This window comes from Aeromonas sp. DNP9 (genome assembly GCF_001728955.1).
In the GTDB taxonomy this organism is placed as follows: Bacteria; Pseudomonadota; Gammaproteobacteria; order Enterobacterales; family Aeromonadaceae; genus Aeromonas; species Aeromonas veronii.
The window spans coordinates 24,587-38,818 of record NZ_LYSQ01000024.1; the positions used below are offsets into that span (position 1 = coordinate 24,587).

At 60.0% G+C, this 14,232-nt stretch carries 7 protein-coding genes, 5 tRNA genes and 1 riboswitch; of the genes, 2 read left to right on the forward strand and 10 right to left on the reverse strand.

Annotated features, from left to right (window positions below; all coding sequences use genetic code 11):
- Positions 1 to 14: 14 nt before the first annotated feature.
- Complete coding sequence (locus A9G06_RS16595) at positions 15 to 2,462, reverse strand: FtsX-like permease family protein (RefSeq protein ID WP_069555910.1); 2,448 nt, start codon at positions 2,460 to 2,462, stop codon at positions 15 to 17.
- A gap of 36 nt (positions 2,463 to 2,498) precedes the next feature.
- Complete coding sequence (locus A9G06_RS16600; RefSeq protein WP_019446439.1) at positions 2,499 to 3,194, reverse strand: ABC transporter ATP-binding protein; 696 nt, start codon at positions 3,192 to 3,194, stop codon at positions 2,499 to 2,501.
- A gap of 56 nt (positions 3,195 to 3,250) precedes the next feature.
- Between A9G06_RS16600 and A9G06_RS16605 the strand changes: the two genes are divergently transcribed.
- Positions 3,251 to 3,862, forward strand: coding sequence for an arylesterase (locus A9G06_RS16605; RefSeq protein ID WP_069555911.1), 612 nt, complete (start codon positions 3,251 to 3,253; stop codon positions 3,860 to 3,862).
- A 182-nt stretch (positions 3,863 to 4,044) separates the two neighbouring features.
- On the opposite strand, the gene A9G06_RS16610 is transcribed toward A9G06_RS16605, so the two are convergent.
- On the reverse strand, positions 4,045 to 4,989 hold the full coding sequence (locus tag A9G06_RS16610; protein WP_005335238.1) for a chemotaxis protein CheV: 945 nt from the start codon (positions 4,987 to 4,989) through the stop codon (positions 4,045 to 4,047).
- Positions 4,990 to 5,128: 139 nt separating this feature from the next.
- On the reverse strand, positions 5,129 to 8,125 hold the full coding sequence (locus tag A9G06_RS16615; protein ID WP_139126270.1) for a glycosyl hydrolase family 18 protein: 2,997 nt from the start codon (positions 8,123 to 8,125) through the stop codon (positions 5,129 to 5,131).
- A 148-nt stretch (positions 8,126 to 8,273) separates the two neighbouring features.
- Positions 8,274 to 8,356: riboswitch (cyclic di-GMP riboswitch) on the reverse strand.
- Positions 8,357 to 8,649: 293 nt separating this feature from the next.
- On the opposite strand from A9G06_RS16615, the gene A9G06_RS16620 reads away from it, so the two are divergent.
- The gene (locus tag A9G06_RS16620) at positions 8,650 to 10,833 is read left to right on the forward strand and encodes an ExeM/NucH family extracellular endonuclease (protein ID WP_069555913.1); all 2,184 of its coding nucleotides are present in this window, start codon (positions 8,650 to 8,652) and stop codon (positions 10,831 to 10,833) included.
- Between the two features lie 170 nt (positions 10,834 to 11,003).
- Here the strand turns inward: A9G06_RS16620 and A9G06_RS16625 are convergent.
- From A9G06_RS16625 to A9G06_RS16650, 6 genes are all read right to left on the reverse strand, one after another.
- A tRNA-Ala gene (locus A9G06_RS16625) sits at positions 11,004 to 11,079 on the reverse strand.
- 34 nt (positions 11,080 to 11,113) lie between these two features.
- Positions 11,114 to 11,189, reverse strand: a tRNA-Ala gene (locus A9G06_RS16630).
- 48 nt (positions 11,190 to 11,237) lie between these two features.
- A tRNA-Ala gene (locus tag A9G06_RS16635) sits at positions 11,238 to 11,313 on the reverse strand.
- Positions 11,314 to 11,376: 63 nt separating this feature from the next.
- Positions 11,377 to 11,452: transfer RNA gene (locus A9G06_RS16640), tRNA-Ala, on the reverse strand.
- 28 nt (positions 11,453 to 11,480) lie between these two features.
- Positions 11,481 to 11,556: transfer RNA gene (locus A9G06_RS16645), tRNA-Ala, on the reverse strand.
- A 740-nt stretch (positions 11,557 to 12,296) separates the two neighbouring features.
- Positions 12,297 to 14,213 carry a glycoside hydrolase family 19 protein gene (locus A9G06_RS16650; protein WP_069555914.1) on the reverse strand — a complete coding sequence of 639 codons (1,917 nt, stop codon included), beginning with the start codon at positions 14,211 to 14,213 and terminating at the stop codon, positions 12,297 to 12,299.
- Positions 14,214 to 14,232 lie beyond the last annotated feature (19 nt).

The window sequence follows — 14,232 nt, forward strand, 5'->3', positions numbered from 1 at the left end:
TCGTTTTGGCTGGATTACAACAACCCCTGACCCAGCCCCCGCAGCCGATCGCTCAGGGTGCCAGCCAGCAGCTGGCGCTGCATCCCCTGCCCCGCCAGCGTTACCAGCAAGGCCCCCAGCGTCGGCAGGCCAAGCCAGATGGCCCAGTGGAACTGCCACTGCCCCTCGAACCACCACCACTGCAGGCCAAAGGAGCAGAGCTCCACCACCATGGCGGCACAGAGCCCCGCCAGCGCACCACTGGCCACCAGCTCCCAGCGCAGCATCTTTTTCAGCAGGTCGCTGCTGGCACCCAGAGTGCGCATCAGCAACAGCTCGCGCCGACGCTGAGCCATGCTGGCCTGGGTCTGGGTCAGCAGCACCAGCAGCGCGGCCACCGTCACCAGCCCCAACATCAGCGCCAGCGCCCGGCCCACCTGCTCCGATACCTGAGTGAGCCGCGCAATCAGGTCATCCACATCGATAAGACTCACCGTGGGGTGACGGCGAATAAGTTCCACCTCGGCAGTGCGCCCCGCCTCGGGCAATCGGTAACTACCAAGCCAGGTACGGGAGAAGGGTGCCAGCAGCTCCTCGGAGAAGATCATGTAGAAGTTGGGACGCATATTGTCCCACTTGATGCTGCGCAAACTGGTGACCCTGGCGCCAAAGCTGCGCCCCTCGATGGTAAAGGCGAGCATGTCCCCCAGCTTGATATCGAGTCGCTTGGCCAACTCGCTATCCACCGACACCTCGCCGGGCCCGGCGAGCCATTTCCCGGCCACCAGCTTGTTGTCGATTGGCAGGGTTGTTGTGGTAGTGAAGTTAAGCTCCCGATCGACCCCCTCGCGGCCACTACTGACCCCCTCGCCTACCGCCTCACCGGCGATATGGGTCAGCCTGCCGCGCACCATGGGATAGAAGTCGGAGGTGGTGGCCCCCGCCGCCGCCAGCTCGCTCAGGATCCCCTCCCGTTCGTTTTCGGCCACATTGACCAGAAACCGGTTGGGCGCATCGACAGGCAGGCGAGCCGAAAACTCATCCAGCAGATCGACCCGGGCCGCCCAGAGCAAGCCAAACAACATCAATGCCAGTGCAAAACCCGCCAGCTGGAACAGGCCGCTGCTGCGCTCGCGCGACAGGTGTGCCAGCGCCAGCCGCAAGGCATGAGGCCCGCTCACTCTGGCCCCCAGCCGCAACATCAGCGCTGCCAGCAGGGCCAACAGCCCCATCAGCAAGCCCATACCGCCGACCAAACCAAGAGCCAACCGCACATCGGCGGTAAAGCCCCAGACCAGCGCAAACAGCCCGAGCAGGCCGACCGGCAGCGCCAGCCAGGGGGGAATGCCCGCCTCCAGCTCGCGGCGCAATACCCGCAGCGGCGGCACTTTCAGCAGCCGCAAGAAGGGTACAAAAGCGAGCAGCAGAGTGATAAAGAGCGCCACCGCCACCCCCAGCGCAAAGGGACGCCAGGAGGGGGGCGGCAGATCCGGCGGCAACAGCTCCCCCAGCAGTTGCAAGGTGATCCACTGCATGGCTGTGCCCGCTACCAGACCCAGCAGCGCACCGATCAGCGTCAGCGACAGCAGCAGGGCTCCCATCAGTTGCCAGAGCGAGCGACGGGATGCCCCCAGGGTTTTGAGCAGCGCCACCATATTGGTCTGACGCTCGGCAAAGTGGCGCACCGCAATACCCATCGCCAACGCCCCCAGCAATACCCCGCTTAGCGAGGCAAGCCGGAAGAAACGCTCGGCATTGGCCAGTGAGCGGCCCACTTGGGATTCGCTGTCATCCGGTTTGATCCACTTCTGTCCGGCCTGCAATTGCGGCAACAACCATTGCTCGTAACGGGCCAGCGACTCTCGCGGCCCCTTGAACAGATAGCGCCACTGCTGGCGGCTGCCGGGGAGCAGAGCACCGGTCGCCTCGATATCGGCACTGTGGATCAGCGCCCGCGGCGCCAGCAGGAAGGGGCTGAAGCCCTGATCCGGCTCCTCGCCAAGCAGGCCTGCCACCTTGAGCACCGTATTGCCCACCTCCAGCTCATCCCCCGTTTTAGCCTTAAGCAGCTGCATCACCCGGGCGGAGAGCCAGATCTCGCCGGGAGCCGGGGCGCGGGCAGGTTCCAGAGTGAGCTTGCCATAGAAGGGAAAACCATCGGGCACAGCCCGAATGGAGGCAAGCTGCAGCGCGTCGCCGTGAAACAGCATGCTGTTGAAGCTGACGGTGGTCTGCACCGCCAAGCCATCCTGTTTCGCTCGGGCCAGCCAGCCATCCGGCAGGGCGGCTGCGGTGCGCAGCACCCGATCCGCCCCGATAAAGTCGCGGCCCGACGCCTTGAGTCCAGCATCGAGCCGATCCGCCACCAGCGCCACACTCAAGACGCACGCCACGCTCAGGGCCAGCGCCAGCACAAACCAGCGCAGCTCGCCGCTGAAACCTTCCCGGCGCAGCAGTCGCCATCCCAATCGCCACTGCATCATCCCTTGTATCTCCCGCCTGACCCGCTGCTCACTCCGTTACACCACATCATGGGCCACCTCGCGATCCAGCCGACCCGCCGTCATGACCAGTTGCCGCTGGCAACGCTCGGCCAACTGATGGTCATGAGTCACGACCACTAGCGTGGTGCCGTGCTTGCGATTGAGTTCAAACAGCAGCTCGATCACTTTCTCGCCGGTCTTGCTGTCGAGGTTGCCGGTCGGCTCGTCCGCCAGCAGCAGACTGGGGCGGGTCATAAAGGCGCGGGCGATGGCCACCCGCTGCTGCTCACCGCCGGAGAGCCGTGGCGGCAGATGGTGCAACCGCTCGCCAAGTCCGACCGCAGCCAGCAGCTCGCGGGCTCTTGGTTCGCAATCCCGCTCGCCGCGCAGCTCGGCGGGCAGCATCACATTCTCCAGCGCCGTCATGGTCGGGAGCAGCAGGAACGACTGGAACACAAAACCGATCTGCTCGGCGCGCAATCGGGCCCGCCCCTCCTCATCCAGCTCACCGAGAGATTTGCCGAGGATCTCGATGTCTCCCTGACTCGGCAGATCGAGCCCGGCCAGCAGCCCCAGCAGGGTGGACTTGCCGGAGCCGGAGGCGCCGACCAGGGCCACCGTCTCGCCACTATTGACTTGCAGATCGATCCCTTCAAGGATGGTGAGGCTTTCCTGGCCGAGGCGAACCGATTTGCCGAGGCCCTTGACGACAATAATGGGGGTTGAACTCATGCTCTGTATCCTTTGTTCCAATTCCTTGATGACAATCCATAGCGGGAGTTGAATTGATGGTGCGTATTCTGTTTGCCTTGTTCGTTGGCCTCGGCAGCCTGCTCTCGTCGGCTCAGGCCCAGACCCTGCTGGTGCTGGGAGACAGCCTGAGCGCCGGCTATCAGATGCAGGTTGAGCAGAGCTGGCCCGCCCTGCTCAACCAGAAATGGCAGGAGGAGGGGGGAAAACACACTCTGCTCAATGCCAGCATCAGCGGTGAAACGACACAAGGGGCGCTGGCCCGTCTGCCCGCTCTGCTGAAGGAGCACAAGCCGGACTGGCTGCTGATCGAACTGGGGGGCAACGATGGTCTGCGCGGCTTCGCACCGACCATTACCCGCCAAAATCTGGCCAGCATGATCGCGCTCGCCAAGGAGCAGCAGACCCGTGTGGTGTTGACCCAAATCCAGCTGCCCCGCAACTACGGTGCCCGCTATCTGCGCCAGTTCGAACAGATCTTTCCCGAGTTGGCCCAGGCTAACGATCTGCCACTGCTGCCCTTCTTTATGGATGATATTGCGCTGCGCCCTGAACTTATGATGAACGATGGCGTTCACCCAACCCCGGCGGCCCAGCCACAAATCCGCGATAAAGTCGCCCGCTTTATGGAACCGCTGCTCAGCCAATAAGCCCACCGTCTATCGCCAATATCCCATAACAAAATATCCCGCCAAAATCGGATGTTTTGAATGGTCGACGATCTCTGCGTGGCACCTTGATTCAACCAATCCATCGCCAATACCCAATAACAACACATCCCGCCGAAGCGGGATGTGTTGTTATTGATTTAGCATAACCGGCAGGCAGCTTCTCAGCTTTCCAGCACCTGGCGCAGCCGCTCCTGGGCCACCCCCACCAGCAAGTCGGGCTGGAATTTGGAGATAAAGCGGTCACACCCCACCTTCTTGACCATGGCTTCGTTGAAGTTGCCGCTCAGGGAGGTGTTGAGGGTGATAAAGAGATCGGACATACGCGGATCGCTGCGTACCTCGTGGGTCAGGCGGTAGCCGTCCATCTCCGGCATTTCGGCATCGGTGATCATCAGCAGGATCTCGTCAGTCACCTTCTTGCCAGCATCACACCATCCCTTGAGCAGGGTCAGCGCCTGCAAACCATCCTGACACTCGATCACCTCAAGCCCAAGCTGGCCCAGGGTCTCGCGCACCAGATTGCGCGCGGTGCTGGAGTCATCGACGATCAGCACTTTGCGGCCATGCATCTCGGGCAGGATCTCCCGATCCAGCACCTCTTCGGAGATGCGGATGTCATAGGTGATGATCTCCGCCAGCACCTTCTCCACGTCGATGATCTCGACGATCTGATCCACTCCATCTTCGGGAATGCGGGTGATGGCAGTGAGGTAGTTGGCGCGCCCGGCGGAGCGCGGCGGTGGCAGGATATCCTTCCAGGTCATGTTGACGATGTTGGCCACCTGCCCCACCAGAAAACCCTGAATGGTACGGTTGTACTCGGTGATGATGAGGTTGGATTCACTGTCGATGGGCATGGGGCGCATACCGATGGCGCTGCGCAGGTTGATCACCGGGATCGAGGTACCGCGGATATTGGCTACCCCGCTGATATTGTGATGGGAGCCCGGCATCTTGCTCAGATGGGGCAACTTGACCACTTCCCGTACCTTGAAGACGTTGATGGCGAACATCTGACGGGTGCCGAGACGAAACATCAACAACTCGAGTCGGTTTTCACCCACCAGTTGAGTTCGTTGATCAACGGAATCCAATATACTCGCCATACGCTGATATCCATCTGATTATTAATCGACTCTATTATAGAGGCTGCCCGCCAGGAAAGGCAGGCGCATTTTCAACCAGAGCGACCAACCAGACAAAAAAAGTGAGGCCGAAGCCTCACTTATCTCATTGATTTTAAAATCAATAGCTACAGACAGACTTCCAGCTGCCATCGGTTGCCTTGGGCTCGCTGCTGGTCCACCAGTTGGCCTGCCACACTACCTTGTTATGGGTGATGCGATCGCCGCCATTGGCATGATCCCCCTGTGGCCAGCTCGGATAGGCCTTGTAGGCCGCCGGATTGACGTTCTGGCTGCTGCAGCTGGTGCCCGGATTCTCGCCGCCACCCGAGCCCAGCACGGCCTCCGGCAGGGTCGGGAACTCGGCCTTGAGCCCGATGGTCTGGCTGCCGCTGATGATGCGCATACCGCTCGGCACGCCAGCGGCGGGCAGGTAGTAGGTCATGGCGACTTCAATCTCGGCCCCCGGCGCCAGAGTCTGCCAACCCGGCAGGTTCATGGCGACCTTGTGGAAGTCCTTCTCATTGGCAATGCCTTCCGAGTTGTCGTTGCCACCGCTCTCCACCACTTTGAGCCCCATGCCACTCTGATCCGTGATGGTGTCAGAGGTGGAGGTGGGCACCAGAAACTCGATGCGCGCGCCGCCCGGAATGGTCTGGGTCGACTTGTTGACCAGCTTGAGTTTCGGGTTGATCGGATAGTTGGAGTCCCCTTCCTTGAAGCCGGAGAGGCTGACCTGGATGTCGAGCTGGGCGCTCGGCGCGGCCAGATCGTTTTGCTTGGTGTTGTACGGAGTTGCCTTGGCAAACTTCTCATAAGCCAGGGTGGTCAGGGTACTGCCCATGCCGTACTCGTTCTTGGCCGGATCGAAGGCGTAATCACCCGCCATCTCCCAGAACATCACGCCACCCAGACCGCGCTTGATGATGTAGTCGAGCTTGTGGCCCATGGACTCTTCATCTTCGGTGGAGAGAAACACCTTCTTCTCTTCGTTCCACAGCCAGGGCGCGTGGGCCTTCTCATCGTAGTAACGCACATACTTGCCCTGCATCACGTGAGCCGGATTGTTGGGATCCAGACCCCAGGCAGTGCCATAACTCGGCAGCGTGGTGATGCCGAGGCTGGCTGCATGCTCCAGGTTTTTGGCATGCCACATGGGCACGGCGCCACCGCCGATCTCTTTGCCGTTCTTGTCGAGATCATGCCAGATGTTGTCGATGCCGACCGCCCCGTTGCCGCACGGAATGGTGCTGCCACCTGTGCCCGGCTGGCACTCGTTCTGGCTCGGCAGGGCTGCCTTGCCACCCAACCCATGACTGCCACCGCTCACCCCCTGCCAACCGCGGGTGTAATAGGGCACGCCAACGTTGATCTTGCCAGCCGCCAGCGCACCGCGGAAGTAGTGGGCAGACCAGGCGGCGTTGAGGTAACCGATGCCGCCAAACTGGGCCTGGGTATAGACGCCCCAATGGGAGAGCTCGGGGTCAGCATTGTTGTCGAACAGGGCCGCATTGTGACCGACAAAGTGGTTCCAGGCGCCGTGGAAGTCATAGGTCATCAGGTTGACGTAGTCGAGATATTGGGTGACCTGGAAGTTCTCCATCCCGCGCAGCAGATAGGCCGATGCCGGTGAGGCGATGGTCAGCATGTACTTGCGGCCATCTTCATTACCGGCGTTGTCGAGCCGCGCCCGCAAGGTCTTCATCAGCACCTCGTAGTTGGCAAACAGCTTGGCCCGGCACTGGTTGGAGAGCGGGAAGTCGTTGGGGTTGCCCGCATCCTTCATCGAGGTGGGATATTCGTAGTCGATATCGACCCCATCAAAGCCGTACTGGCGGATAAAGCTCACCGCCGAGTCAGCCAGGGTGTTGATACCGGCAGTATTGACCGAGCAGTCGCCCTTGGTGGTGGCGGTGTAGAAGCCACGGGTATCGGCCCAGCCCCCGACCGAGATGAGGGTCTTCACGTCCGGATACTGCTTCTTGTACTTCGACAACAGGTTGAAGTGGCCCTTGTAGGCGAATTCAGGATCCATCTCGGCACCCGGCACGCCATCCCAAGTCATCTTGGTGGCTGCATCGTCCACCTTGATGGTATGGCTCTGCTCATCCACCGCCGCGAAGGCGTAGTTGATGTGGGTGATCTTGTTCCATGGAATATCGCTCACCAGATAGGCGGGCAGGCCGTTCTTGCCGGTGCGCCAGGAGGTGAAGTAGCCGATAACCCGGCGGGCATGGTCATCCCCCATGCACTCGTAGCCATCCGGGCGATAGATCTGGCGAATGTCACAAGAGAGGTTGCCACCGGTGGGCGGCAGCGCGGCCTCCTCGACATTGACGGTCACCGCCGCCGACTCGCCGCTCAGATTGCTCTTGTCAGTGGCCACCAGCTTGAGGGCGGCACTGCCTTTGGCATCCGGTGTCCAGTTCACCTGCCAGGGGGCAGTGGTATCTTCGCCCACCTTCTTACCATCGACATAGAGCTCGACTTTGGCCACATCGTTGTTGGCATCGGTGACGTTACCGCTCACCGCCAGGCTGCGACCCAGCGTCACCTTGGCGCCATTGGCCGGGCTGCTGATGCTCGCCTTGGGCGCCTCTGGCGCCACCACGGCGGCGACATTGAAGCTCGAATCCGCCTCGCTCAGCACCTTGCCATCTTTATCCAGCGCACGAGCCTTGAGGGTATGGGCCCCCACTCCGGCGGCGCTCCAGCTGGCACTCCAGGGCGAGGCGCTCGCCGTGGCCACCAGCTTGCCGTCGACAAGATATTCCACCTTGGCCAACGCCGTTACCGGGCCGCTCAGGGTCACTGCCAGCGCCACGCTGGCTCCTTCGTTGAAGCTGGAACCGGCAGCCGGTGAGCTGATGGCTACGCCGAGTGCAGGAGGAGGCACCTCGCCGCCATAGGGCTTCCAGGCATCTGCCCAGACCGCCCCGACACCCGGCTCATAGTGATAGGGGGATGCCCCGCACCAGCCTGAATAGGGGAATTCTTTGCACTCGTAGAGGGCGCCGACGTTGCTGACGATATCGCCAGCCTTGTAGGCAGTACCGGATTTATAGGCGGGATAAGCGGCCTGAACCCACGCGGGCGCAGCCGCAAGGGCGACCAGCATGGCAAGCCTGCTGGGTCTGAAGAGCTGTTGCATATTGTTATCTTCCTTGTTTTGTCTTGGCATTGGTCACCAAGGCAAAGAACAACCGCAACCTGCATGATGGGCGCAGACAACTGGCAATGGACCTGCCACAAAACCACCCCTCACCCAGGGAAACCCCGCTATCTGGATCCACGATCGAGACCGGAAGCATTGCGCCCCGACATCACTGCCGGTTTGCCCTTTACCTGGGTTCCGTGAGGAACGAACCCAGTATAGGAAGGCGACAAGATCCCCTCAATCTTTATTCTCAAAGAGAATTATCCCCTGCCACGAAAGCGTCATGATCACAGGGTTAAAATTGATTGAATTATCAAAAAAATCATACTGTTACGGGGATCATAAAAACGCTTCCCCGCACCTTCCCAGATTCATTTAATGTGCGTTGGCTCACTGGTATGACATGCCAGAAATGTGACAATGCGCGCCCTTGGTCAACGAGCCAAGGCTATGGAATCACTGGCAAAAATAAAAAAGGAACACCTATGAAAGGTACTCGTACCCTGCTGTCGCTGGCCGTGGGGCTGGCACTTGCATCCTCAGGCGCCCATGCGGCATTTGTCTGCCCGTCCGATCCGGCTCAACTCACCCCCATCCCGACCATTCAGGGCACAGGCTCCGCCAGCGTGCTGGCCACCCAGACCGTGACCGACAAGAACGGCAATGTGACCGGTAAAATCAGCCCGGGCACCTTCAACGTTCGCGGTATCGTGACGACGCTGGGCCAAAGCCTGACCAAGGGTTTCTATCTGACTGACCCGGTAGGCGATGGCAATCCGGCCACCTCTGATGGCATCTTTGTCTATCTGAACGACAAGGACTTCGCGACCAAATATAAAGACATCAAACCGGGGGCTGAACTCTGCCTCGAAGCCAAGGTCGAGGAGTACTACGGCGGCACCCAGCTCAAGCCCACCTTCGAATCCAGCAAAGCCCGCCTGCAAGTCACCGCACAAGGGCTGAATGTGCCGACCAGCGTATTGCAGGTCAATGAAGGGGAGACGCTGGCTCAAGCGCTCAATCGCCACGAAGGGATGCGGGTACGTCTCGACACCAGCAGTGACCTGCACCTGACCCGCAACTACGGCTTCGACTACAAGGTCTATCGCAACAACGTAGAGTTGGCCCACAAAACCCCGCTGATCAAACCGACCCAACTTCATGTTGCCAACAGTGCGGACGCTGTCGCACTAGCCACCAAAAATGGCAGCAACCGTCTGGTAGTCGAGTCGGATTACAAAGCGCCGGATGGCGTACTGCCCTGGTTCCCGAGCTGGGATGCCGATCAGGGATATCTGCGCATCGGTGATCAACTGACCGGGCTGGAGGGGGTGATCGTATACAACAAGGATGCCTTCCGTCTGGTGGTACCGAGCGATGTCACCCTGAGCGCCGGCGCCCTGCTGCGCACACCGGAAGATGACCGCCAACCGGCCCCCGCCCGGTCCACTGGCAGCGATCTGCGGATCGGCAGCTTCAACGTACTCAACTACTTCACCAGCCACTCCAGCATTGGTGGCGCGCTCAACGTGCTGTGCAAAGATCAGGCGGATGCCGACAGCGCCAAGGGGTGCAACCGCGGCGCCAAGAGCCTGGCCGACTTCGAGAAGCAGCGCACCAAGATCGTCAACGCCATCACCGAGATGGATGCCGACCTGCTCGGCCTGATGGAGATGGAGAACAACGGCTTTGGCGACAACTCCGCCATCAACAATCTGGTGACCCGTCTCAACGAGCAGCAGAAGGATGCGAACAAGCACTACGCCTATGTCCACCTGCCAGCCAGCCTGCTCACCAGCGAGAAATTCTTCGGTGGCGACGCCATCATGGTGGCCATGATCTATCGCCCTGCCCTGCTCACCCCGGCTAGCGAGGCCAATGTCATCCGCATGCCGGAGCAGCGCTATACCACGGGAGGCGTAGCCAAAACCGCCGGCCAGCGCGATTCTCTGGTGCAGAGCTTTACCGTCGCTGGCAGCAAGGATCCGCTGACGCTGGTGGTCAACCACCTCAAGTCCAAGGGCTCGGGCTGCTACGAAAACGGCGATGGCAAGACAGAACCGGCCGACCTGCAGGGCAAGTGTACCGAGTTCCGCGTGAGCGCGGCCAAGGTGCTGGGTGAAGCGGTCAGCAAGCTGCCGGGACAGGTGCTGCTGGTGGGCGACTTCAACTCCTACGCCAAAGAGGATCCGATCCGGGTGCTGACCGATTACAACCCGGCTGCCAGCGAGCGCAAGATTGTTTCGGCCTCTCACACCTTTATCGGTGAGCAGTCCTATGAACAGCTCGGTCGCGAAGTGACTCGCAGCTACGGCCTGATCGATCTCACCGTCAAATTCAACAAGGAGAAAGCCATCTCTTACAGCTACGACGGGGAGCTGGGCACCCTGGACTATGCCCTCGCCAACCCGGCGCTGGCCAGCAAGGTGGCTGGTGTCGCCGACTGGCACATCAACTCCTTCGAGAGCTCCCTGTTCGAGTACGGCAGCCAGTACACCGGCACCCTGCTCAAGTCTGACAACCCCTTCAGTGCCTCCGACCATGACCCCATCATCGTCGACCTGAGACTGGAGAGCGATGCCACCAAACCGGACACCTCCTCAGGCGGTGGTGCACTGGGACTCGGCCTGCTGGCCCTGTTGCCACTGGCCTGGCGACGTCGCCGTTAACCACTGGCGTATCTGAATAGTGCAAGCAAAGCCCGCGAGTCTCGCGGGCTTTTTCATTCAAATCATTGGATTTACAAATGAAAGGCGCGGACGTATGGAGAAAATAAATGATGGAGAAAACAAAAAGGCCACCGCGATGCGGTGGCCTTTTGCTTCTTGTAACAAGAATTTGGTGGAGCTACGCGGGATCGAACCGCGGACCTCTTGCATGCCATGCAAGCGCTCTCCCAGCTGAGCTATAACCCCGATTTGTGTGAATGACGGGCAGTCACTCTGAATTTGGTGGAGCTACGCGGGATCGAACCGCGGACCTCTTGCATGCCATGCAAGCGCTCTCCCAGCTGAGCTATAACCCCAAATTCGGTACTGAATGAATGGTTCTGGCGGCCATTCATCCTAAATAATGGTGGAGCTACGCGGGATCGAACCGCGGACCTCTTGCATGCCATGCAAGCGCTCTCCCAGCTGAGCTATAACCCCACAAAGGTCGGCTTGGGTGATACACACCGCACTGCCCTGGGTACTTCATGTCAATCAGGAACCTGGTGGAGCTACGCGGGATCGAACCGCGGACCTCTTGCATGCCATGCAAGCGCTCTCCCAGCTGAGCTATAACCCCTTTGATTCCAGATTGTTCGAGGAGAATTTGGTGGAGCTACGCGGGATCGAACCGCGGACCTCTTGCATGCCATGCAAGCGCTCTCCCAGCTGAGCTATAACCCCAACTCACCTCGGCGCTGACGAAGTTATCTCCGGCAACGGAGGCGCATGATAGGCATCACCCGCTTTGCTGTCAACCCTAAAATAACCGCGACTGATTCGTTTAGTCAAAATTGCAGCAGTTCGCTGTTTTTACCAGCAAGGCGCGTGCTATCTCTCTGTTTTATGTCATAAATCGGCTCAAGCACCTATAAAGGAGAGGCCATGCAGCAAGCCTCTTTCCCCGTGCAACGCCCCCGCTCTCAGGCATCTTTTGCAGGCTGATCGTCAGCGTCTCCCCCGTCACCTAGGGAAAGCCTTTCCATAAAGGGCATTGCATTTGAAAACCCTTTCCATGATTTTTGTAAATTTACAACACAGAAAGTTGATCTGGCTCACAAATGACCATAGGATCAAACCGTGATCCAGGTCACACACCATAACCATAAATGACAGAGCGATGAGGTAAACCATGTTTGAGAATCTGGCAGTCCTGTTCCACCTGCGCGGTGCAACCACCAAGAACGGCGTTGTAGAGAAAGATGCCTATGCCCCCTCCACCCGTGAATACTACTTCCGCTACGGCAAATAACTGCTGAAAGCCTTTCACGGAAAATGTAATAAAAAAACAACACACATCATCACACAGCCCTCTCGAGGCGCTGTCCTGTCCGGGCCAGATGTTCCACGGCCAAACCTGAACTCCACCAAACAAGAATGGGGCCCGCAGGCCCCATCTTTTATTGCTTCGGCTTAATGCCGGATCACAGCTTGATCCAGGCATCACTCCACGCGGTTCCCTTGCCCGGCTCATAGGCCCAGGCAGCACCTGCACACCAGCCGGTGTAGGGGTGCGGTTTGCACTCGTAGCTGGCACCGCCATTGCTGACCCGCTCGCCTGCCTTGTAGGGAGTCCCCTCTTTATAGGCCGGATAGTCAGGCGGCGTTACGCCCCCCTCCTCTCCTTTCACCAGCAGGCTATGGGTGGTGCTGCGGCTCAGATTACCTTCGTCTGTGACCGTCAGTTTGATATCCAGCTTGGTATCGCTGGCCGGCTTGGGCAGAGTCAACTCCAACGTCACCTGATCCAGCGCAGGCGCAGAGGTTCCAGCCGGGATAATCCAGGCATAGGAGAGTGGCTTTCCTTCCGGATCGCTGGAGTGCTGGGCAGAAAAGGTCACCTTGCTGCCACCTTCGGCCTGCGCCGGGCCGGTGATATTGGCCACCGGCGGCTGGTTGGTGCCACCGCCGTTATCCTCGATCACCACCTCCGGATAGAAGTGCTGAACGCAGCGACTGTAATCCCCTTCCTTGAAGGCACTGAAACGGGTCTGGTAGCCCACCAGCTTGCACGCATAGCTCTTGCCGCCGTTGGGGTTCTCTGCCACATAGCTCCAGTCCTGCTCCCAGTAGATGGGCAGTGCACCGGCGCCATTGTCGTCAAACACCTTCATGTTCTTGCAACCCAGCACCTCGTCGGATGGCACAGCCACCCCGAGGTAGTTGGCAAACTCGCGGTAGTAGTTGATACGGTTCTGGGACTGGGCGTGCTCGACCGGGCCACCGCACTCCACACCACCATTGATGATCTGGGTGGTGACCCCGAAGCCCGGCACCAGACCGTTCTGCTTGTCATGGTCATTCGGCTGCCAGGTGCCATCGATGACATGGAGCATGGAGGGCTTGGGCGGCTGCGGATAGGTATAGAAGAACACCGCACTGGCCAAGTTCAGCCAGGTGTCGGCCACCAGATCGGGGCGGTCGAGCAGGGTGCGTACGGTACCGAACATCGCCTCGGAGAAGGGGCCATAGTTGTAGTTATAGGAGAGCTGCTTGGCGCCGCGGCCAAAGTAGCTCTTGAACTCGCCATTGTCGAACGTACCGCACGGCCACTGCTGACCTTGCCACACATCGGGACGGCACTCGGCGTTGTAACCGCCGCGCATGGTCTCATTCCATCCCATCTCGCGCACGTAGACCAGCGCCTGACGCCACTCGGCTTCCGGGCGCCAGTTTTCATGACCACCAGTTTCCTGGGCGAAGTGGGCGAACATGGTTGCCAGCGTCTTGCGGCAGATGGCATCGGCATCGCGGCCGTCGCTGTAGTCGCTGCACAGGGCCGGGAACTTGGCCGCCGCCTGCAGCAGGCCGCGATAGGTGTACTCGGGGGCGCGCAGCGGGAATAGGTAGTTGAACTGGCTCTCGCTCAGCAGGCTTTCAACCCGCTTGACGTTGCCCGGGTTGTCGGCACGGCCCGGCTGCACCGCCTCGACCACCAGATTGTCCCGGGTAGCGATGGAGGCCTTGACCGCTTCCATCGCCGGGAAGTCGGTCAGCGCCTTCTCTTTGGCATCCAGCTCGGCCTGGCTCATATAGACGGGGGGGGTGCTGCCATCCGGCGGGGTTGGCGTTGGCTGATTGGGCTTGTCATCGCCGCCGGTATCCGGCGGGGTCACTTCCCCTTCGCCGATCAGCTTCCACGGGGTATCCCACTCATTGGCGGCCGTCATGCCCGGAGTCTGACCCGGGTTGACCCACCACTTGGCCTCGAAAACCTGGCCGTTGTAATTGACCTGGCTGCCGCCCGGGTAGGATTTGTTGATATCGTATGCCTCGGCCGCCCACAGGTGGCCGCTCAGCATCAAGCCGGCAAGCAAAAGGGATATGCAATTTTTTTTCATTATTGTTGCTCTCTATGGT

Bases quoted from the DNA above. Each gene is read 5' to 3' on its own strand.
- A9G06_RS16610 (WP_005335238.1), bottom strand. From the start codon at position 4,989: ATGGCGAGTATATTGGATTCCGTTGATCAACGAACTCAACTGGTGGGT.
- A9G06_RS16605 (WP_069555911.1), top strand. From the start codon at position 3,251: ATGGTGCGTATTCTGTTTGCCTTGTTCGTTGGCCTCGGCAGCCTGCTC.
- A9G06_RS16615 (WP_139126270.1), bottom strand. From the start codon at position 8,125: ATGCTGGTCGCCCTTGCGGCTGCGCCCGCGTGGGTTCAGGCCGCTTAT.
- A9G06_RS16595 (WP_069555910.1), bottom strand. From the start codon at position 2,462: ATGATGCAGTGGCGATTGGGATGGCGACTGCTGCGCCGGGAAGGTTTC.
- A9G06_RS16600 (WP_019446439.1), bottom strand. From the start codon at position 3,194: ATGAGTTCAACCCCCATTATTGTCGTCAAGGGCCTCGGCAAATCGGTT.
- A9G06_RS16650 (WP_069555914.1), bottom strand. From the start codon at position 14,213: ATGAAAAAAAATTGCATATCCCTTTTGCTTGCCGGCTTGATGCTGAGC.
- A9G06_RS16620 (WP_069555913.1), top strand. From the start codon at position 8,650: ATGAAAGGTACTCGTACCCTGCTGTCGCTGGCCGTGGGGCTGGCACTT.